The organism is Porphyromonas sp. COT-290 OH3588 (assembly GCF_000769075.1).
GTDB lineage: Bacteria > Bacteroidota > Bacteroidia > Bacteroidales > Porphyromonadaceae > Porphyromonas.
Map to the genome: position 1 here is coordinate 221,076 of NZ_JRFC01000014.1, position 20,840 is coordinate 241,915.

Genomic DNA, 20,840 nt, shown 5'->3' on the forward strand with positions numbered 1-20,840 from the left:
AGAAAATCAAATCGGTCTAAGGTAGCAGTTACCTTAGACCGATTTGTCTATAATGGGGGGCGAGGGCTGCCGTTAGCCTTAGAATCATATCGTAGAAGACCATACGGCTATTGACGTTTTGGGCGATATGGCGCATCGCCAAATCTAGCTCGTCGTGTAGAGAGCGGATATTCCGGCCATTGATGCAGGTACGTAGGTAATCGACAATCCGCTGCTCGGTCGGATTGATGTAGTTAATCTCTGGCATTTGTAGACCATGCAGGTAGCTCTCCCTAAACATCTGCCCTACATAGGTCAGTAGCTCCATTTGCTCCTCTCGGCTTAGCCCCGCCAGTTCGTCAGCTAGAGCTTTGATCTCGAGCGGACGTGCATTGACCGTGGCACGCAGGATACGCCCATAGAGCGTCGTGAGCTTATCGGTAGAGTCAGCTCTGCCGAGGTAGTGATCGAGAGCTTTGCGGTAGTTACCCGAGGCGAGGTGTGCAGAGAGTGAGCTATCCGCCCCAGCGGGAGGGTTCGCCACCTTCGCCAACCCCATAGCTATCTCGGCTTCGCTTAGCGGCCTTAGATGCAGCGTCTGCATACGGCTACGTAGTGTCCCGAGCACTTCACGTTCGTTCATCGTGACCATAAGAATAATCGTATGCTCGGGAGGCTCCTCTGTTAACTTAAGCAACTTATTGGCAAGCGCCTCGTGCATTCTCTCTGGCAGCCAAATGAGCAAAATACGGTAGCGTGCGTCTGTAACCTGATAGGAGAGCTTATCTTGGAGCACTTCGCCCTCTCGGGTAAATATGCCCAGTCGTTTGCTCTCGGCATCCTCTAGACGGAGCCAGTCCGCATAGGTCGTGTAAGGCGATGAAGCGAGGAACTCACGCCAGCGTGGTAGCTCATCATCACAGAGATTACGAGAACCAACATTGACAATCGGGAAGAGGAAATGTAGATCCTGCCCAGCGTATTGGTCAAACTTCTGGCACGAGGGACACACACCGCAGGCGTCCTCGGCATCGGGTGTGGAGCAGTTGATGTAGCGTGCGTAGGCATAAGCTAGAGCTAGAGCTCCACTCCCGTCTTCGCCTACGAAGAGCCGTGCATGTGGCACGACACCTGAGAGGAAGCTCCGACGCAATTCGTCTTTGGCCGTGGACTGACCGATAGTATCTCTGAAGTACATACGCTAACAATCTTTGGTCTGATGAGCCTGAGCAATAGTAAGGAAATTGTGAATGTAACGCCAGCCCTCCTCCGTTATCATACTCTCTGGGTGGAACTGTAAGCCATAGATCGGTAGATCCTTGTGTCTAATGGCCATAATCTCCGTCCGCTCCTCGGTACATGTTGCGATTATTTCGAGAACCTCAGGAAGAGCTTGCTCCGAGGTAACCCAGCTATGGTACCTGCCGACTGCAGTGCCTTGCTCCAGCCCATGGAAGATCGGATCACCCGTGTGCTTTAGTTGGCTCAGATGTCCATGTCTTGGGTGTACAATCTGCCTAAGTGAGCCAGAGAAGTGTAGCGTGAGCGCCTGATGACCAAGGCAGATCCCGAGCATGGCGTGCGTGCGCTCACATTGAGCGATGGCCTGCATCAGAAGAGGCAGCTCGTCCGGAGTGCCGGGGCCGGGAGATAGCAGTAGGGCATCATACAGGTGCAACTTGTCGAGCGGTACAGCATCTACCGAGCAAATATCAAACTCTGCCAATGTCTGCTCTCGTAGGAGCTGAACTAGGTTGTAGACAAACGAATCGTGACAGTCGATGACGAGTATTCGTAGCATTAGGCTTGTCTAGGGCGAAGCTTGAGGTGAAACAATCCGTGTAGTAGGTCAGCCGCAAGTATCGACCCCACGACAACGGCCAAGGCATAGGTATAGTCGCTACAGATATAGATGAGATCGCCCCGAAAGACTATGATCAGTACGCCATGCACGAGGTACAACTCATAAGAGATACGCGCCAAATAGGCCATTAGTTGTCTGATGCCTTGATGGATTTGAGCTCCAATGGAAGTCTTTGGCTCTCCGCTTTTACCCCCCTTTCGGTCTATCCACGCAGCGTATCCTAGACGGTTCATCAAAACGATCGCAACGACTGGGATAACTAGATAGGCAAGCGGGAGAAGATATTCGATATCGGCAACCACAAGCGAGGCGACGAAGAGCAAAGCTAGAGCCAGAGCCCACCAACGTTTGGCGTAGCGATAGATCTTGGACTCGTATTCGGCATACAAGCTCCCTGAGAAGAAAGCGAGTGTCGTTGCCCACCAAGCGCGCTCGTATCCCTGTACTTGGCACCATATCACACCTACGACAGAGAGCAGAAGTAAGATGATAAGAGCGGGAGTACGGCGCCTCTGCAGATAGCGGAAGGCAAGCCAAAAACTGATGTAGAGCCACATCAAGACGAAAACAAACCAAGAGTTGGGCAGAGGTGTCCTTCCTTGCCAAACGAGCTGAGATAGCCATTGGTCGCTATACCCACTACCATAGAATATTTGGTAGACCCCAAACATCAGGGTAATGAAGAGCATCGGCTTAAATATCCCCCAGAGGCGTTTGCCTAGATGGCCAACGCCACGACCTGCTCGCACCGACTGCATCAGACCATAGCCCGATATGAAAAAGTATAGGGCGATGATACTCGTCCCGAACTTATTGGCTAGAGTAAAAAGGAGGGCAGGCTCGGCAGAGGTGTAGGAAAGATGAGAGAGCATAATGCCTACCTGCATCACTCCTCGAAGCGAATCGCTAACGCCTCTGGAGAATGTTTGCTGATGCATCTATCCTAGTCGTGGTCGAGGATCTCGGTGATTGGGCGGCCGATGCAACCGCTTGGTAACTGAGTTTTGAGCATAAAGGCTAGAGTAGCTGCTATATCGGTGATATGTACCTCACGATACAGATGACCAGCTTCTACACCATGCCCCATGAAGATGAGGGGGATATGCGTATCATATGGCGACCACACAGCGTGCGAGGTACCCTGAGCAGCCTTATCACCCCTGTGGCTATACCACCCGGGGTGTAGGATGACGAAGATAGAACCGCTACGGTTATGGTTGTAACCATTGACAATACGAGTGCGTATGTCCTCTGGTAGAGAAGCCGAGCCTGCACGATCGGATTGCACGGCATAGGCAACCCCGGGCATATTGGCCAGCTCTCTGCAAATAGCATCGTAGAGCTTCTGTCGGTTGGCACCCAGCTCATCAATTTTGGCTTCGTCAAGGAATACCTGATAGTTGGCGATGTCAATGAAAACCTCGGCATCTGCTCCGAGCTGTGCTTGGCAAATTTCACTCACCTTTTGGCGAGCAATGTCCACTCTCCAAGCTCTCCCCGGAAGTTTCTTGTCCTCTAAGAAAGTCAGATTGTGCGCTGCAGCATGGTCGGCAGTGAGGAAGAACAGATAGCCATCTTTACCATACCGCCCATCAAGGTAGTCAAAGAACTCCTTGAGCTCTTGGTCGAGTCGCAGATAGGTATCCTCGATCTCCATAGAATAGGTCGCATAGCGATGACCGATATAGTCGGTAGATGAGAGGCTAACAGCAAGGAAGTCTGTATCGCCGTCCTCACGAGTCCCGAGCTCTTCGCCCTCGATCGCTGCTTTTGCCATATCAAGCGTAAGAGTATTACCCATAGGAGTTGTGCGAATGACGCCCAAGCCAAACTCCTTCTCTAGCTTACGTGTATCTAGTGGTAGCGTCGCCTTGGCTACCTCCTTCCATGGCTGCTCAAAGTTGTTTTCATCTGCCACGCTCTCCACATAGCTACGTTTGTTGTGTAGTGGCTTCCAGCCGTCACGCAGATACTTCTTGGCTAGTTTACGGTTGTTGAAGCGCTCTACCCAGCGAGGGAGCTTATCCATGTAATAAGTGCTGGTAATGAAGTTGCCACTCTGATCGTCGAACCAATAAGCTCCATCGGCCGAATGTCCTGCTGGTAGGATAGCTCCTCGATCCTTGAGGGCAACGCCGATTACTTTGCTACGGAAGTTTGTGGCAAGCTTGAGCTCGTCTGTAATAGTAGTGCTGAGCATATTGCGAGGCGACATCTGCCCACTCTTGCCTTCGTCTGCCCCTACGGTTCGCACCGCTTCGTCCTGAGTACAGTAGAGCGACTTACACTGGCTGTAGAAGTTGTTGCCTGCAATACCGTGAATGCTTGGCACACTACCTGTATAGACGGAGGCATGGCCGATAGCAGTAACCGAGGGGATATAGTTGATGCGCGTGTTGTGGCAGTTGAAACCTTCGTTAAGTAGCCGCTTGAAGCCACCCTCTACGAAACGGTTATTGTAGCGATATAGGTAGTCCCAGCACATCTGATCTACCACCATGCCCACCACAATCGCTGGGCGATCGGGCTTATTGTGCTCTAGCTTCTTGCCTGCGAAGGCGGGTAGCGTAGCGGTCAGAATGGTCAATGCGATGAGCCAACTACGCGATTTGTTCGTCTTCATTGTCTTTAGTCGTGTTATAGTGAATTTACTTCTAATTGCTTAACCCTTACATAGCTCCAGTAGTGTCCAGCGGTTGCGGCTCGTCTGGCTGACGAAGCTCAACCCCAGAGTGCGGCCACGCTCGATGAGCAGAGGTGCGTCCTCTTCGTAGAAACCGCTGAGGATGACCCTCGCACCAGAAGCCATAACCTCTGCGTATGCTGGCAGGTCTTGGAGCAAGATGTTACGAGTGATGTTGGCTAGTACCAGATCGTATGGGCCTCTTCCCTCTAGACTTGTCGCATCACCTTGTAGTGCTTCGTCAATATGAACGGCATTGAGGTTGGCATTCTCTAGAACGTTTTGATACGCCCATTCGTCTATATCTATAGCCGTGAGGCTACGAGCCCCTTGCTTCAAGGCGAGAATACCTAGGATACCTGTACCACAGCCCATATCTAGGACACGTAGCCCCTCGATGTCGTGCTCGAGCAGATAGGCAATGATGAGCGAGGTCGTCTCGTGATTGCCCGTTCCGAACGCCATCTTGGGTTGTATGATGACTTCCGTACGGATAGACGGATCTGGTGCGTGAAACGGAGCACGGATCATACACAAGTTATCGCCTAGGACGATGGGCTGGAAGTAATGCTTTTCCCACTCTTCGTTCCAATTGACCTCGGGGATTATCTCCATTTCGTAATCAAATCGAATGCCCTGCCAAGGCTGCTCTTCTAGAGCCGTGGCTATGCTGCTCTCGTCAATCAGTTCTGTAGGTATGTAGGCCTTGAGGCTGTCACCCTCGACCTCGAAGCTATCGAAACCTAGTTCGCCGAGCGAAGCGGCTAGCAAGTCGTAAACGACTTCTAGATCCACCCCCTCGGCTTGGTTGGTCGCACGGAATGTATACCCTGTATATTGCATTGCTAATTGTCTGTGATTTAGTCTTTGTCCCCAAAGGTTTGCTCCAAGGCTATGGCCATGGCCTGAGCAGTACGCTCTAGATCGGCCTCGGTGTGTGCAATAGAGAGGAACATACACTCAAACTGCGAGGGCGGCAGATAGATACCCTGCTCCAGCATGCTGCGGAAGTAGCGAGTATACTGCTCCGTATTGGCCTCCTTGGCGTGGGCGTTGCTACGCACCTCGCCAGAGTGGAAGAATAGCGTGGAGAGGGAGCCGACTCGGTTGTATGAAATATGACCTGCATATCGCTCTAGTAGTGGCTGGATAAGTGCTTCTAGATATGCTCCCTTGCGCTCCAGCTCGTCGTAGAAATTGGAGACCGAGAGTTCTTGGAGCATAGCGATGCCAGCCGATAGCGCTAGCGGATTGCCCGAGAGTGTACCAGCTTGATACACGGGGCCTAGTGGCGACAAGTAGTCCATGATGTCGGCTCGTCCGCCGAAAGCTCCTACTGGTAGTCCGCCACCAATAATCTTACCGAGGCAAGTCAAGTCGGGGCGAATCTGGCACAGCTGCTGAGCACCTCCCTTGGCCACACGAAAGCCGCTAATGACTTCGTCGAAAATGAGCAAAACACCAGACTGCTCGGTGAGCAAACGTAGCTCGGCGAGGAAGCCTACCTCAGGGAGTATCAGCCCCATATTGCCCATAATAGGCTCGAGGATTACGGCAGCGACCTCGTCGGGATAGAGCTCCAGCAGGCGTCGCACGCTGGCAATATCATTGTATGTAGCGACTAACGTATTCTCAGCTGTCTGCTGGGTAACGCCTGCGCTACCCGCTTGTCCAAAGGTCGCTAGCCCAGAACCAGCTTGTATCAAGAAGCTATCGGCGTGACCATGGTAGCACCCCTCAAACTTGATGATACGGCTACGCCCTGTAAATCCTCTCGCTAACCTAATCGCACTCATCGTAGCCTCGGTACCAGAATTGACCATGCGTACCTTCTCAATCGAGGGGAAGAAGCGACAGATGAGCTCTGCCATCTCTACCTCTCGCTCGTTACAAGCCCCATAGCTCGTCCCTCGCTCCAGCTCACCAGTAATGGCTGCTTGTATCTTGGGATTGGAGTGCCCGACGATCAGAGGCCCCCAAGAGCTGATAAAGTCGATGTATTCATTGCCGTCTACGTCCCATATATGGCTTCCTAGACCTCGCTCTATATATAATGGTGTAAGGCCAACCGAGCGAAAGGCTCTTACGGGGCTATTAACGCCACCGGGAATCACACGCTGAGCTCGCTCGAAGAGCTCCTGCGAACGCTTGATATGTTGCATCTTAATCCTTTAGATTAGTTCATCGCTAGTGCCACCCTAGTCTGAGCGCACTCACAGCTACAAAGATACCTAAAATCTAGGCTTCCTCCCGATTGACATCCTCCTCCGATATAGAGGGATCGCATAGCTAGGCTCAAACGATTGGGCTGGCTATGCGATCTGTTGAGGGCATCTATCTCGTCGCACCGGTCAAGGACACTTGGCGAGGCAATAGATTCAATGGACTAGAGCTCTGGAGTCAGGCGAGAGGAGGCAGCTTGATAGCCCGAGATAAGCTCACGGAAGACATCTGCCACAGACTCCTCCTGCTGCGTGAGGGCTACGCTCTGCCCGATCTCTAGCATACCCTCTGTAAGATCTCCCTCGAAGATACCACGCTTGGCACGTCCCTTACCTTGTAGCTCTCGGAGTGCCTCTACTGTTGCGCCTGCGGCCTCGGCTCTAGCTACCTGCTCGTAGAAGTCGTTTTTGAGCAGACGTGTGGGACTAATAGACTTGAGCGAAAGCATGGTACCGCCCTCGCCCGTGGCACGACACAGACGTTTGAACTCCTCGCTGGCAGAGCTCTCGGTCGTCATAGCGAAGCGTGTGCCGATCTGTACGCCATCTGCACCCAGAGCTAGGGCAGCCGCTACACTATCGCCCTGTGAGATACCGCCAGCAGCCACGACTGGGATTGTAACAGCTCGTGCGACGGCAGGTATGAGGCACATGGTCGTCGTTTCGTCACGGCCATTGTGTCCGCCTGCCTCAAAGCCTTCGGCAATCACAGCATCTACACCAGCCTCTTGGCTCTTGAGGGCAAACTTGGTACTGGCCACCACATGTAGCACCTTACAGCCCGCAGCCTTGAGCTTAGCCGTGTAGGTCTTGGGGTTGCCGGCCGAGGTTACCACGACTGGCACCTGCTCCTCGATGATGATGTCGATGATCGCATCTAGCTCTGGGTAGAGCATGGGCACATTCACCCCGAAGGGCTTATCGGTGGCAGCCTTGCATTTGCGGATGTGCTCACGCAGGTTGTCTGGGTGCATGGAGCCAGCACCGATGAGGCCTAGTCCACCCTCACGGCTCACGGCAGAGGCGAGCTTCCAGCCGCTACACCAGACCATCCCGCCAGAGATAATCGGATAGCGTATGCCAAGTAATTGGCAGAGTCTATTTGCCATAGTTGTATTTATCTAAGTTTAGTTTTTTTGATTGATTTCGTTGAGCTCTACAAGCTTATTCATTATGGCGTAGATCGTCAGACCGCTAGGGCTATGGATCTGTAGCTTCTTGGTGATGTTGCGTCGGTGTGTGATGACGGTGTGGGTAGAGAGGAAGAGCGCACTAGCGATCTCTTTGTTGGTCATACCCTTGACCACGCACACAACGATCTCACGCTCTCGAGGTGTCAGGCTCTGCGAATCCAAAGAGGGTGTCCCCTGCGCCTCTTCCTCGACACGCACCAAGCGGTCGAATAGGTCTGCGATCTGCTGCACCGAGTCGGTGATGCGCAGGACGTCGTCATACTCACGCAGGAGCGTTTCGTCTGTGGTTCCATAGCTCAGAGCGACGAACTTGGCGACCTCTCTCTGAGCCGAGAAGTAAGTCTGTGGGCTAATACCAGAGAGTAGCGGATTGAGAATAAAAATATCTGCTGTGATCAGACCTATGGCTTCGCTCCAATCCCTACGAAAATCCTCTACCAGATGGAGCACCTGTACTTTGTAGCGTGCCAACTTCTTGAGTTGTGCCTCAAGTCCACTGCGTATAATGGGGCATGGCTCGGCGATGGCTACACGTATCGCTGTCGTCATAATGTCATGGTTTTACATCGGTTATTTGATCTGTGGCGATATGAGTCCGTCCTCTAGAGCCTCTATATAGGGCGTGAAGATGTTGTCTTCGATGAGGTTGTGAGCAGCTAGGTCTGCCTCGCTAGTAAAGATATCGTGCAGTACATTGTTGAGCTCGTATCCGCTGGGAGCAGGGTAGTACTTGATGAGCAAATTCTTGAGCTCGGTAATTTTCAGCTCAATCTGATCGTGACGCTTGCTAAACACCCTGATGCTGTAGCGACTATCACGCTCGCCTTTCGCCAACTTACGAGCATAGGGGAAGACCGTTTTGTCTTCGTAGTTCATGTGCTTGCGCACCTCCTCTACATATTCGTCGAAGAAATTGCGGATCGCCAAAGCCACCTCGTTTGGGCAATTGGAGAGGGCCGAGAGGAGCTGTTGACGTAGCAAAGGCAACCTGAAGTCGAGGAAGTAGGAGTGAGAGTTGGAGAGATAGCTCAGCAGGCTATGAATGTCGAGCGCAGAGAGCTGCTCCACACAAGGCTTCTCTTCGGGATGCACCGAGCTATTGAGCAGTAAGAGCAGGGTTGGTGCATCAACCTCGTGCTCCTCGCAGACCTGCCCAATCGTCTTCTCACCGAAACCCAGCGGGATCCCAAAGCGAGTAATGATGAGCAGAAGTGGGAAGTTGTCGCAGATGAGGTCGCTCATCTTCGTGTTTGCTCCGAAAGGTTTGGTTACAGCTTTCGCACTACCATATTTGTATAGATTCATATTTTGATAAGTTTGAATTTTGTCTTGAGCTATATTATTTGTTGTAATAACGAATGATTACAAATATAGTTCATTATCTCCTGCAGGGCAAATGGCACACTCATAGGATAATCAAAACCTTAGCACCGCTCTCCTTTTTTGACCTGATCTCATGCCTAGGCAGAGCATCATTGCAATGGGAAAGCGCCGAATTAGGGTTACATAAATTTACACTTTCGATGCACATTTGCTCCTCTAGCAAGGGGTGTATCGCTAGAGAGGGCAAAAATCGGCAGACTGCGTATTTGCCTTCTAGAAGGCTCTACACGCCATCTAGCCTCATTGCAGCCCCTTGGGTGCAGAAGTACGAAAACAACCGCCTTAAAAGCGACAAGCACAACAGACTGATTACAAGAAATATAAACAAACACTGTAATCATTTGAATACACTTGAGGCTCACTTCTTGGCATTTCTTCCCATCAATCTCTGGAGATCAGTGGGCACATCTCGGAGCACTAACCCACCAATCTGAGCAGCTCTTCCCATCAATCCTCCAGAGAGACCCAACCAGTCTTCACAAATCACCTCTCCATTACTTCAAATCTCTTAGTAAATCCTTTACACTCCTTAACTAAAAAGTAGACGAACAAGCCTCTAAATCCGCTGTGCTGACCACGGCAACATTCTCCACTTTGTCGCCACTGCTAGGCAAGACTAGTAACTTACAGCTTTACAGCCACCGACATTCCCACCAAGCAACACCTAATTATCCTTGGTCATTGAGCAAAAAGATCTTAATCTCGCAGACATAATACCCTAGGATTTGCGACCCTAAGGAGGGGCGAGAAGCTCGCCTTGGAGGACACTTCTCTCCTACTCCAGCGAGATGCGTGAATTGAAACCCATAATCTCGGTGGACGGACACCGTGCCGATGTCGTTGTATCCCGCTTACCACACCAACGAATTTTGGCACAGCCCACAGAGCACACTATCTTTGGCTTGTATTATCAAACCAAAACATCAATGAAACGCAAGCCTCAACTACTCATCGCTGCTACATCGTCTGGATGTGGCAAGACTACTTTTACCCTAGGGCTACTAAGGGCTCTACGCAAACGTGGTCTATCCGTAGCGAGCTTCAAGTGTGGCCCCGACTACATAGATCCCAAATTTCATGCTCTAGCCTCTAGCCCATCACTCGAGGAGCTACACCTACACACAAGTATTAACCTAGACCAATATATGATGAGCTCGGAGCACCTTCGAGAGGTCTACACTCGACACAGCAAGGCAGCCGATGCGATGATTGTTGAGGGCGTCATGGGTCTATTCGACGGAGCGACACGTATGCAGGGCAGTAGCGCTAGCCTAGCCCAAACTCTAGACATACCTGTTGTCCTGCTGGTCAATGCCGCCTCATCGGCGTACTCCGTGGGAGCACTCATCTATGGCTTCGCACACTGGAAACCTGATGTGCAGATCGCAGGTGTTATCTTCAACCGTGTCGCCTCCGAGAGCCACTATCGCTTCCTCGTCGAGGCAGCAGAGGACGCCGGCGTCCCCTCCCTCGGCTATATCCCACGCACCCAACTCCTAGATGTTCCCTCACGACACCTAGGACTCTCGCTCTCGGAGCTTGAGCGCCTAGACGAGCTACCCGAGAGTATCGCTACACTCATCGAGCAGCACGTCGAGGTAAATAGACTACTAGAGCTATGTCTGCGCCCTACTCCACCGCAACCAATCGCCACCTCCCAAGAGTCTACACAGGGCAACCTGCGTATCTCAGTGGCTCGTGACGAGGCCTTCAACTTCATCTATCAGGAAAATATCCTCGCGCTAGAGCGCTTGGGAGAGATAAGCTACTTTAGCCCAATCCGAGATAGAGCCCTACCAGCCACAGACTTGGTATATCTACCGGGAGGATACCCCGAGTTTTACTTAGAGCAACTATCGGCCAATGCAGCCATGCGAGAGCAGATATACAACTATGTTCTAGGGGGAGGCAAGGTACTCGCCGAGTGTGGTGGCATGATGTACCTCTGCCGTACCATCATCGACGAGGCTGGCACAAGCTACCCGATGTGTGGGGTACTAGACAATGAGGCAACCATGGAGGAGATGAAGCTCAGCCTAGGCTATCGTAGTGTGCACACAGCAGGGCTGACACTCCGAGGGCATGAGTTCCACTACTCCAAACTCAAGCACACTGGCTCCGAAGACAACATAGCCCAGCAGCACAATGCCAGAGGCATAGAGGTACCGACTGCTATGTATCGCAAGGGAAACGTGATCGCAGGCTACACACACCTGTACTGGGCCGAGCAAAATATCCTAGACCTGTGGTCGGCTCAGGACAACGAAGAAGCGAATGCCTAACCGAATAAATAAGATTAGCATGATATATTGTGAGAGATTTTGTATATATTTGCTAATGCTTGCTTTAGAGCGAGGTACGCTGTTAGATAAAAAAATAGTTACTTTGCAGCTCAGTTGGCAAAACAAGGACCGGTGAACTTAGTAATCGATCAAGGCAATACGATCTGCAAAGTAGCAGTTTATATAGAGGACGAGCTACGCTCTGTGCGTACCTTACCTCGCTTCTGTGAGCAAACCTTTGATGAGCTCATGGAGGAGTTTCCCTCTATATCCTCGGCTATCTACAGCTCTGTAGGCGAGCAGGACGATCGGGCAATGGCGTTGCTCACATCTCGCATACCAACAGTGGTAGAGTTGGGCGCAGACTCGCTTGTCCCCATTGAGGTTCACTACGACCGCTCTCGCCTAGGGAGCGACAGACTGGCTGCCGCTGTGGGAGCATGCGCTCTGACCGGTGGTACGGGCGAACATTTGGCTATCGATGCTGGCACGGCTATCACATACGAACGTATCGGGGCATCTGGGTGCTATCTCGGAGGTAACATATCACCGGGGCTGCATGCTCGTCTTAGGGCAATGCACGAGTTTACCAATCGGCTACCTCTAGTAGAGGAGGTACAGAGGAGTGAAGGCTTCGGGCAGGACACCGTGTCGGCTATGGAGTGCGGAGCTCTGCTAGGGCTTCTCTACGAGATAGAGGGGTATATATCAGCTCTCAGGGAGCAGCACCCCGAGGGTCGGGTATTCCTTACGGGAGGAGATGCCGACCTGCTGGGACAGAAGCTCAAGAGCGAACTGGAGATCGTACCAGACCTAGTGCTGTACGGTCTAAACTACATATTGGAGTATAACAAACATGCTAAAGAAAATAATCACCTCTAGAGGCTCTGCGTGTGCTTGGGCTCTGGCCCTGCTACTGAGTTTAGGCATGGCTGGTGAGGCTCTGCAAGCTCAGAGCAACAACGACCGCTCGCCCTATAGCCGCTTTGGCTATGGAACGCTTGGGCAGTCTACCACCGCTGGTGCTCGGGCTCTAGGAGGGCTAGGAATAGGGCTCCGCGATCCGATGATTACCAACCCGCTCAACCCAGCCTCATATACGGCCGTAGACTCTATGACCTTCTTGATGGATCTAGGGGTGTCACTACGCACCTCTATCCTCTCCGAGGGCAAAGAGAGCGACAGCAAAACACTAGGCAACCTCGAGTATGTGACGATGATCTTCCCGATGAGTAAGCGCATGGCACTGAGTGCTGGTATGATGCCCCTAGGGACTACGGGCTATAGCTTCGGCAATACGACAAGTCTAGGAGGCGACCGCAACGAGCGAGAATCACTGCGTACCTACCAAGGCACTGGCAACTACAACAATCTCTACCTCGGTCTGGGGACTCGCCCACTCAAGCACCTCTCCGTCGGGGTCAATGGGGCAATCGTCTTTGGGCATACGACCCACACAAGGCAGGTGACTTACTTCTCCTCTGGCGCATATAATAGTGTGCACAGCGAAGAGCTAGCCCTCAGAGGCCTCAAGCTTGACGCAGGGGCTCAATACGAGTTTAGACTCGACTCACTCGACCAACACAGCCACAGCCTAGTGGTGGGTGCTATCTTTTCGCCCAAGGTTGGTTTCTCCTCCGAGAGGACTCGTATTCACCGTCTCCTCAGCTCCAGCGGTAGTGGAGAGTTGATGAGTAGCGACACGATTAAGAATCGCCCCTATTCGCTCCCCTTGACGATGGGACTTGGGCTGACCTACCGCATCGCCAATAAACTTATGGTTGGTTCCGATGTCCAATATAGTAAGTGGTCAGAGGCACAGTTCGACGACCCCAAAGCTCAATTCCAAGATCAATGGCGCATAGCCGTCGGGGCGGAGTGGACACCCAACTATAGAGCACGTAGTCCTTTCCGGAGGGCGAGGTATCGCTTCGGGCTCAACGCAAGCAACTCATATATGCAGGTTCCCACATCTGCGGGGCAGTTCGCTGGCTACTACGACCTCGGCGCTACAGCAGGTATAGGGCTACCATTGGTAGATCGCAGGTCGATGCTCAACATAAGCCTAGACTACAAGCACCTGATGCCTAAGGTGAGTGGTATGATACGTGAGCATTATCTAGGACTTAACCTAGGTATTAGCTTCAACGAGGGCTGGTTCCGCAAGGCACGTGTCGATTAAGAGAGTAGAAGTAATGTTATTTTAGGTATAAAAACGAAGAACAAATGAAACTGAACAAATCTCTCCTGAGCCTAGCAGCTATGCTTATGGCTACGTCTGCAATGGCTCAGACAGGGGTGGCTACAGGCACACCCTTTGGCTCTGGACAGGATAGTATCCGTTGTCGTCAGAACCTAAGTCTATTCAGTGGCTATGCCAAGGCTGGTAGCTTCCAAGATGCCTACGAGCCATGGAAGCAAGCATACGCTGAGTGCCCGGGCTCTAGCAAAAACATCTATATATATGGCGCTCGTATCCTCAAATGGAAGATCGAGCAGGAGAAAGACGCAGCCAAACGTGACGAACTCGTAGGGCAACTCCTAAAGATGTACGACACACGTGCCAAATACTTCGGTGACGACCAGAAGTATGGTCTAGACGTGATCATGGGTAATAAGATCCACGACTACGTAACGCTCCAAGGCGACAAGGTAGACTATGCTCAGGTCTACGAGTGGGCTAAGCCTGCCGTGGAGAAGTATGCAGAGAGCGCTACACCACAGCTCCTCTACTACTATGTATTCTCCTCTCGTGCCGTAGCCCAGAAGGACGAGGCCAAGCACGAAACCTACATCAACGACTACCTGCTTGCCTCGGAGTATATGGACAAGCAACTCGAGGCTGCCGCAGGCGACGAGAAGATGACAAGCCGCATCGAGCTCTACAAAAAGCCAATGGACGAGAACTTCGCCAGCAGTGGTCTAGCAGGCTGCGACATCTTGACGAAGATCTACACCCTAGAGAAGGTAGATGCCAACAAAGACAATAAGCCCTTCCTCAAGCAGACTTGCGCCCTCTTCGGTAGCACACCCGACTGCGACGCTCCTGCCTACTATCAGGCTAGCCGCTATCTCTTCGCTCTAGAGCCATCATCTGGCGCTGCAATGGGCTTAGCAGGCAAGGCTATCCGTGACAAGAACTACAGCGAGGCAAACTCTTATCTGCAGAAAGCTATTGAGCTGGCAGACAAGGCTAGCGACAAGGTGAAGTGCTACGAAGTGCTTGCCGACCTAGCTATGGTACAAGGGAACTATGGTGCTGCTCGTACACATAGCAACAATGCCCTTGCCCTCAACCCCAAGAGCGGTCGCTCGCTGATCAAGATTGCACAGATCATCGGCTCGTCTGCCGACAACATCTTCCCAGACGACAAGGTGAAGCAACGTGCCGTTTACTTCCTAGTCATCGATAAGCTACGTGCTGCTGCCGCTGCCGATCCTAGAGTATCGAGCGAAGCTAACCGTCTGATCGGTATATATAGCAAATCTCTACCCTCTGCTGCCGATATCTTTATGCACCCAGAGCTAGGTCAGGGCAAGAGCTTCACGGTACCCGGCTACGGTACTACGACCATTCGCTAATCACTAGTTGTTCTTTTCATGGACGACCCTCAATCGACCCATACGGGTCGTGATAGGCAGACAAGCCACCCAAGCAAGCCTCTCGTAGGCTCGCCTTGGGGGCTTTTGTCTTTTACCCATTTGTGGCCTGCACTGCTGCCTACTCTAGCCGTTTGCTTAATGATTGCCTTGGCCAGTTGTGGTAAGAAAAAAGTAGACACTGAGCAGCTCGGCATCAACCTAGACTCTAGCTACCGCATCCGTACGCTCGATGTAGATATGCTGGTTTCCGACACTTCGGGAGTAGTCAAGTATCGCCTGCAGAGCCCCGTCTGGCTTGTCTATGACCAGCCAGAGAGGAAAGAATGGGTCTTCCCCGAGGGGCTTCGTCTAGAGGACTATGACACGATCAAGACAAGTGAGATGCTCGTTTTGGCAGACCATGCCGTCTACCAAACCAGCCAAGATGAGTGGATCCTCACTGGCAATGTACGCATCCATGGCCCAGAGGGGCGTAGGCTCTACACCCCCAAGCTCTACTGGGATAGGAGCAAGCGCAAGCTCTACTCCAACGATACGACCTACTTCGTCACTCAAGGACGTGAGCTCCATGGAGATCGCTTCGATGCCCTCGATGACCTTAGTCAATACTCGATCTACAACAATCGGGGAGTAGTCGAGTTCGAGGAGGACAAGGAGGGTAGCCCCACGACAGTACAAACAGACACCACAAGGCGAGATAGCCTAGCGCTTCGCCCAACTCAATAAGGATTGTAACCACCACATAAGCCGAGTATGATTTACATTTATCTGCTTATTAGCCTCGTTGCCTCTGCATTCTTCTCTGGCATAGAGATCGCTTTCCTATCTTCGGATAAGCTACGCCTAGAGCTAGATAGGAACAAAGGAGGTGTGACGGCCAAGATCCTAAGCCTCTTCTACGGTCGCCCAGACCGTTTCATCACAGCGATGCTACTAGGCAACAACATCGCCCTAGTCATCTATGGTCTGCTCATGGCACGACTGATGGAGCCACAGCTGATGCATTGGTTGCAGAATGATATATTGGTACTATTTACACAGTCGATCCTCAGTACCATACTCATTCTCTTCGTGGGCGAATTTATTCCCAAGGTTACCTTCCGCACGAACCCCAACCTCATTCTACACATCTGTGCCCTACCTCTGTGGCTCATCTATGTGGTACTATACCCGAGCGTCTTCTTGATTTCTCTGCTCTCACGGGCAATTCTTTGGCTCTTTGGGCAGAAGCAAGAGAGTGCAGGGATCACACCAAGCCTCTCTCTGATCGACATCGAGCACTACCTAGAGAGCAACCAGCCCTCTGGGGGAGAGGGCGAGACGGAAGTCAAGATTATCCAAAATGCTATCTCCTTCCCCAGCCTACAAGTACGTGACTGTATGATACCACGAAACGAAATCGTAGGTGTAGAATACGGAGCAGAGATGAGCACACTGGAAGATACCTTCATCAAGACGGGGCTATCAAAAATCATCGTCTACAAGGAGAATATAGATGAAGTGATTGGCTATATACACTCGAGCGAGATGTTTGGATCCCCCGACTGGCAGAAGCGTATCGTGCCACCTCTCTTCGTCCCAGGGAGTATGTTTGCCAGCAAGCTGATGAAGCAACTGATGCAGCGCAAGAAGAGCATCGCCATCGTGATTGATGAGCTGGGAGGTACCGCTGGCCTCGTTACCCTAGAGGACGTAGTCGAGGAGATCTTCGGCGATATCGAAGACGAACACGACTTCCAAAAACGTGTGGCCAAGCAGGTGGACGACAAGACCTTCATCCTCAGTGGACGCATGGAGATCGACGACGTGAACGAACGATTTGGCCTTACCCTACCCGACGACGAAGACTTTATGACCGTAGCAGGCTTTATCCTACATCATCACCCCAGCATTCCAAGTCAAGGAGAGAAGATCGAGATTGGCGAACTAAGGTTTGAGATCCTAAGATCTACCTCAACCAAGATCGTACTTGTGAAGATGACCATACCCTAAGCCAAGCATCTCACCCTACAGAGCAGACTCATCGTGGGCTAAGACCTAGATCAATCGGCACAAAGCTTACTTTGTCGCTTGAAAAAATATGCGCTGTGTATATATTTGCACGCCTAATCGCTCGAAAATGTCACAAAATAGGGATAGACATCGAGCATTGGCAAAACTCAACCGAAGCACTAAACCAATCAGATAAATCAACTCTCAAACACTATTAGACGTATGCACCAAAGACACCTGCTTGCCTATCTGCTTCTAGGGGTAGCACTGACGACCTCTTGCAAAAAGCAAGACCCCATTCTCCCCAAGCAAGAAGACACTACAAAAACAGAGGAGCCTAAGGTCAAGGAATCAAAGGAAGAAGAGCCTAAACCTGAGGGACCAAAGGAAGAGCAACCTAAACCTACCGAGCCCAGTGGCGAAGAAACAGCCACATTCCCCATACCCGACAATTCTGTAGAGCTAACAGGCTATCCTGCAGAGAGGCTATTGGCCATGCTCTCTAGTAAACAGCTAGATCAACCTATCGCTCTAGGAGAAACTCAGATCTCTCAGACGGAGCTAGCGGAAATCAAGAAACTATCAGACAAGCTAGTCAAGGAGAGCCAAGCAAGCAATCAGCTAGAGAAGCACAGAGCCCTCTTCAAGTGGATTACTTCAAACGTGAAATATGGGCATATCTTAGATACAACAATTCCCAACTACAACAGCGCCTACTCAAGCTATAAGTATAAGAATGCTATCTGCCAAGGCTACGCAAACCTCCTCAAAGTAATGTGCTATACTCAAGGCATCAACGCACCAGTGGTCAATGGCTTGGCCAAGTTCCGCACCGTGGGACCTCCCGTGGGACATGCATGGAACTATACCTTGCTAGACGGGAAATGGTATGTTTCGGATCCAACGAATAATATCTTCTACGAGGCCGAACGCAAGGATAAGTTTGACTTCTTGCTGCCTGAGCGTCTAGACTTCGCTCTGTGGCAAGATGATAAGCTAACTTATATCTACGAGAATAAAGAACTCACTGTCGGCAATGTGCATGGAGAAGCGGCTAATGGTAAACTCATAGTGCCCTACAGCATAGGAGGCTTCCGCATTACGAACTTCAACCCCAACACTCTGCCCAAGTCCATTCGTGAGATCTATCTAGGAGCCAACATCAAGCATCTAGGCCTATCGGGCAATCGCAAACTACTCTATGCAGGAGCTGAGCTAGAGAAGATTGCCATTGATCCAGAAAACAAACACCTAGAGGACTATCGCGGAAGTATATATGAGCGAGGAGAAGGAGCAGGTAAGCTGCTCCTCATACCAGCACGACTAAAGAGAGCCTACCTAAAGGCAGAGAAAGAGATCGGCAAGAATATCATCTACAACCACCAAGGCATCGAAGAGCTACACTTCGCCGAGGGGACAGAAGTCATTATGGATTACGCTGTCGAGAAATGCCCCAATCTCCAAACTGTCTATGTTCCCCAATCAATCAAGACAATAGCCCCCAAAGCCTTCGCTGGTTGTGACGAAAATCTAAAAATAGTTCGCTACTAAGCATTACCTCCAAGCAATAAATAGATAGACAAAGCGTGCCGCAGACCCTATAAAATCGGGGGCATTGCGGCACGCTTTGGTTGTTTATTAAGGCTTGAAATCAAAAAATATCTAAAAACACAGAGCGACATTAGTTAATAGTTGAAACACTTTTGTATATTTGTATCCACTGAGTGTGACAAATTGCTTAATAACACCTTCAACATAGACAAAAAATGAAGAAAATTCTTTACTCATTTCTCTTCTTGAGCATAGTCCTCTTATGCCTTGGTACATCTAGACCAGCCATGGCTCAGGGTTCTACGCCATCTTTTAAGTTTGGCTACGCCGATCCCAAAGCTTCCAGTAGGGGCCTAGGGGCTGGTACGACAAGCTATCTATCGGTTGCTATCAAAATTCCTCAGTCACCCGGCAATGTCATCAAGGGTATTTCATTCGATGTCATTCCGGACCAAAAAGCTTACAGTCCTAGTGTTTTCATTGCGAATCAAACCGACAAAAAAATCGTGATGATTCAACAGCTAGACGAGTTTAAGGCTGGCCGTAATGAGGTAACACTCGAGAAGCCTTTTACTATGGAGAAAGGCAAGCAATATCTAGTAGGGTACCAACTACAGGCTGTAGGCAAAGCTCAGCCAGTGGCATTTGAATCTACACAGGGGGCTAATCTCCCTCAGACGAACTTCATCGAGATTGGAGGGAACTATGTAGAAGAGGGGGATTCAACCGAACTATCTGAGTACGACAGCCCAGAGTTGGGAAATGCCATGATCTTCGTTGACATCGAAGACAAAGCCAACGCTCTGGCTCATGTGGCTTGTCTAGTAGGTGGCGGCTTCTACGGCAAGGAACTATCACCTAATCAGCCTGCCACAATCAAATTCAAAGTTCGTAACCTAGGGCATCAAGCAATCAATAGCCTGAGCCTATCAACCCAGTATAGCAAAAACCCTAAAGAAGGAGTTGTAATACAAGGAGTCAATATCGCTCCAGGGACTACTCAGGAGGTTGAAGCCACGACCAAAGCTCCCAACAGAGGCATAGGTATCGCATACGCTTCGATCACACAAATTAACGGCAAACCTCAGTCAATGAGCCACTACGTTAAGCACTATCCTTACAAGGTAACCACCCCCAATGGCTCATGGGCTAGAAACAGTATTCTCATAGAGCGCTTCACAACGGAGAGATGTCCCAACTGCCCTGCATCCGAAAAGCCACTTAGAGAACTTATCGGACAGATGAAAGCAGACGGTATGGAGGTAAGTGTGATCGCCCACCACGTCGGCTATGGTGAGGACAGCTTCACGATCGCAGAGTCCGTGCCAGTAATGTATTTTTCCTTTACTCCGGGCGAGACATACGCCCCTGCTCTGATGCTCAATAGAGTATCAGATGACAAGGACCAAAACTCTCTCGTTGGCAAATATTCAGTCAAAGAAGCTAAATACGAAAAGGCTAAGAACATAAAAGAAGCACTCCGTTTCACCGAGATTGCATCTACAGCTAAGGAAGGCAAGATCAACCTAGTTGTCAAAGGACAGACTGGCTATATAGACTCGGAAGACTTGTATCTGACAGCTGTAATTACAGAGGATCACGTCCCATCTATCAACCAGTCGAACGCTCCCAAAAGCTTCACACACGACCAAGTGGCACGGAAGTTTCTCACACCTCCTCTTGGACAAGAGATCAAGCTAGAGGCTGATGGGTCATTTGCCCTAGAGGTTAAAGATGTGGCCTACGATAAGAATTGGAAGACGGAGAATCTAAAGATTGTAGTTTTCGCACATCAGAATATGTCGGCTATCAATCATGACAAACGACAGGTGTATGCCTCCAAGACAATCTGGTGGAATAGCTCCACATCAAACTCAGACGTTCTTGCTATCGAACACATACGTCCATACGCTGTAGATGGCTACATCTTACTCGATGAGCTAGTTGAGAGCCTAGAGGTCTATGAGCTATCTGGACGACTTGTTACCCGCTCAAATCAAAAGAAACTAGCTCCAGGAATATATGTGGTGCGTGTGAAAATAAACGGTGCCTACCACAGCCATAAGCTATTCGTACATTAAGAACATC

Annotated in this window: 17 protein-coding genes; 8 read left to right on the top strand and 9 right to left on the bottom strand. The window is 50.8% G+C overall.

The annotated features are described in order from the left end of the window. Positions 1 to 28: 28 nt before the first annotated feature. From HQ48_RS02720 to HQ48_RS02760, 9 genes are all read right to left on the bottom strand, one after another. On the bottom strand, positions 29 to 1,177 hold the full coding sequence (locus HQ48_RS02720; protein WP_044189025.1) for a DNA polymerase III subunit delta: 1,149 nt from the start codon (positions 1,175 to 1,177) through the stop codon (positions 29 to 31). A gap of 3 nt (positions 1,178 to 1,180) precedes the next feature. Continuing rightward, complete coding sequence (locus HQ48_RS02725; RefSeq protein ID WP_044231567.1) at positions 1,181 to 1,780, bottom strand: aminodeoxychorismate/anthranilate synthase component II; 600 nt, start codon at positions 1,778 to 1,780, stop codon at positions 1,181 to 1,183. Then, positions 1,780 to 2,781 (bottom strand): acyltransferase family protein, encoded by a 1,002-nt coding sequence (locus tag HQ48_RS02730; RefSeq protein ID WP_081969697.1) that lies wholly within the window; start codon positions 2,779 to 2,781, stop codon positions 1,780 to 1,782. The genes HQ48_RS02725 and HQ48_RS02730 overlap by 1 nt, the downstream gene beginning before the upstream one ends. 5 nt (positions 2,782 to 2,786) lie before the next feature. Continuing rightward, the gene (gene pafA, locus HQ48_RS02735) at positions 2,787 to 4,466 is read right to left on the bottom strand and encodes an alkaline phosphatase PafA (protein WP_044231569.1); all 1,680 of its coding nucleotides are present in this window, start codon (positions 4,464 to 4,466) and stop codon (positions 2,787 to 2,789) included. A 39-nt stretch (positions 4,467 to 4,505) separates the two neighbouring features. After that, positions 4,506 to 5,369 (bottom strand): 50S ribosomal protein L11 methyltransferase, encoded by an 864-nt coding sequence (gene prmA / locus HQ48_RS02740; RefSeq protein WP_044231570.1) that lies wholly within the window; start codon positions 5,367 to 5,369, stop codon positions 4,506 to 4,508. A 17-nt stretch (positions 5,370 to 5,386) separates the two neighbouring features. Next, entirely contained in the window at positions 5,387 to 6,688 is a 1,302-nt protein-coding gene (hemL, locus tag HQ48_RS02745; protein WP_044231571.1) for a glutamate-1-semialdehyde 2,1-aminomutase, read from the bottom strand. A 224-nt stretch (positions 6,689 to 6,912) separates the two neighbouring features. Next, complete coding sequence (locus tag HQ48_RS02750; RefSeq protein ID WP_044231572.1) at positions 6,913 to 7,857, bottom strand: nitronate monooxygenase family protein; 945 nt, start codon at positions 7,855 to 7,857, stop codon at positions 6,913 to 6,915. A gap of 18 nt (positions 7,858 to 7,875) precedes the next feature. After that, positions 7,876 to 8,490 carry a response regulator transcription factor gene (locus HQ48_RS02755; RefSeq protein ID WP_044231574.1) on the bottom strand — a complete coding sequence of 205 codons (615 nt, stop codon included), beginning with the start codon at positions 8,488 to 8,490 and terminating at the stop codon, positions 7,876 to 7,878. Between the two features lie 21 nt (positions 8,491 to 8,511). Next, complete coding sequence (locus HQ48_RS02760; protein WP_044231576.1) at positions 8,512 to 9,246, bottom strand: hemerythrin domain-containing protein; 735 nt, start codon at positions 9,244 to 9,246, stop codon at positions 8,512 to 8,514. A gap of 1,004 nt (positions 9,247 to 10,250) precedes the next feature. Here HQ48_RS02760 and HQ48_RS02765 point away from each other — a divergent pair. The 8 genes from HQ48_RS02765 (at position 10,251) to HQ48_RS02800 (ending at position 20,833) form a co-directional block, all read left to right on the top strand. Further along, positions 10,251 to 11,606, top strand: coding sequence for a cobyrinate a,c-diamide synthase (locus HQ48_RS02765; protein WP_044231577.1), 1,356 nt, complete (start codon positions 10,251 to 10,253; stop codon positions 11,604 to 11,606). A 132-nt stretch (positions 11,607 to 11,738) separates the two neighbouring features. Further along, a complete protein-coding gene (locus tag HQ48_RS02770) occupies positions 11,739 to 12,488 on the top strand; it encodes a type III pantothenate kinase (RefSeq protein ID WP_044189000.1) in 750 nt (249 codons plus the stop codon). After that, entirely contained in the window at positions 12,463 to 13,788 is a 1,326-nt protein-coding gene (locus HQ48_RS02775) for a hypothetical protein (protein WP_052408944.1), read from the top strand. Before HQ48_RS02770 ends, HQ48_RS02775 begins: the two co-directional genes overlap by 26 nt. A 44-nt stretch (positions 13,789 to 13,832) precedes the next feature. After that, positions 13,833 to 15,188, top strand: coding sequence for a lipopolysaccharide assembly protein LapB (locus HQ48_RS02780; protein WP_044188997.1), 1,356 nt, complete (start codon positions 13,833 to 13,835; stop codon positions 15,186 to 15,188). Positions 15,189 to 15,206: 18 nt separating this feature from the next. Then, positions 15,207 to 15,935, top strand: a complete 729-nt coding sequence (locus tag HQ48_RS02785) for an LPS export ABC transporter periplasmic protein LptC (RefSeq protein WP_052408945.1) — start codon at positions 15,207 to 15,209, stop codon at positions 15,933 to 15,935. A gap of 27 nt (positions 15,936 to 15,962) precedes the next feature. Continuing rightward, on the top strand, positions 15,963 to 17,201 hold the full coding sequence (locus HQ48_RS02790; RefSeq protein WP_044188995.1) for a hemolysin family protein: 1,239 nt from the start codon (positions 15,963 to 15,965) through the stop codon (positions 17,199 to 17,201). Between the two features lie 222 nt (positions 17,202 to 17,423). Beyond that, entirely contained in the window at positions 17,424 to 18,752 is a 1,329-nt protein-coding gene (locus HQ48_RS02795; RefSeq protein ID WP_044231578.1) for a transglutaminase domain-containing protein, read from the top strand. Between the two features lie 215 nt (positions 18,753 to 18,967). Next, complete coding sequence (locus HQ48_RS02800) at positions 18,968 to 20,833, top strand: Omp28-related outer membrane protein (protein WP_081969698.1); 1,866 nt, start codon at positions 18,968 to 18,970, stop codon at positions 20,831 to 20,833. Positions 20,834 to 20,840: the final 7 nt, after the last annotated feature.

What these genes read in the sequence shown, in the direction of transcription:
- HQ48_RS02720 (WP_044189025.1), bottom strand. Translation starts at nt 1,177, where the DNA reads ATGTACTTCAGAGATACTATCGGTCAGTCCACGGCCAAAGACGAATTG.
- HQ48_RS02755 (WP_044231574.1), bottom strand. Translation starts at nt 8,490, where the DNA reads ATGACGACAGCGATACGTGTAGCCATCGCCGAGCCATGCCCCATTATA.
- HQ48_RS02750 (WP_044231572.1), bottom strand. Translation starts at nt 7,857, where the DNA reads ATGGCAAATAGACTCTGCCAATTACTTGGCATACGCTATCCGATTATC.
- HQ48_RS02760 (WP_044231576.1), bottom strand. Translation starts at nt 9,246, where the DNA reads ATGAATCTATACAAATATGGTAGTGCGAAAGCTGTAACCAAACCTTTC.
- HQ48_RS02730 (WP_081969697.1), bottom strand. Translation starts at nt 2,781, where the DNA reads ATGCATCAGCAAACATTCTCCAGAGGCGTTAGCGATTCGCTTCGAGGA.
- HQ48_RS02800 (WP_081969698.1), top strand. Translation starts at nt 18,968, where the DNA reads ATGAAGAAAATTCTTTACTCATTTCTCTTCTTGAGCATAGTCCTCTTA.
- HQ48_RS02725 (WP_044231567.1), bottom strand. Translation starts at nt 1,780, where the DNA reads ATGCTACGAATACTCGTCATCGACTGTCACGATTCGTTTGTCTACAAC.
- HQ48_RS02780 (WP_044188997.1), top strand. Translation starts at nt 13,833, where the DNA reads ATGAAACTGAACAAATCTCTCCTGAGCCTAGCAGCTATGCTTATGGCT.
- HQ48_RS02790 (WP_044188995.1), top strand. Translation starts at nt 15,963, where the DNA reads ATGATTTACATTTATCTGCTTATTAGCCTCGTTGCCTCTGCATTCTTC.
- hemL (WP_044231571.1), bottom strand. Translation starts at nt 6,688, where the DNA reads ATGCAACATATCAAGCGTTCGCAGGAGCTCTTCGAGCGAGCTCAGCGT.
- prmA (WP_044231570.1), bottom strand. Translation starts at nt 5,369, where the DNA reads ATGCAATATACAGGGTATACATTCCGTGCGACCAACCAAGCCGAGGGG.
- pafA (WP_044231569.1), bottom strand. Translation starts at nt 4,466, where the DNA reads ATGAAGACGAACAAATCGCGTAGTTGGCTCATCGCATTGACCATTCTG.
- HQ48_RS02795 (WP_044231578.1), top strand. Translation starts at nt 17,424, where the DNA reads ATGCACCAAAGACACCTGCTTGCCTATCTGCTTCTAGGGGTAGCACTG.
- HQ48_RS02765 (WP_044231577.1), top strand. Translation starts at nt 10,251, where the DNA reads ATGAAACGCAAGCCTCAACTACTCATCGCTGCTACATCGTCTGGATGT.
- HQ48_RS02775 (WP_052408944.1), top strand. Translation starts at nt 12,463, where the DNA reads ATGCTAAAGAAAATAATCACCTCTAGAGGCTCTGCGTGTGCTTGGGCT.
- HQ48_RS02785 (WP_052408945.1), top strand. Translation starts at nt 15,207, where the DNA reads ATGGACGACCCTCAATCGACCCATACGGGTCGTGATAGGCAGACAAGC.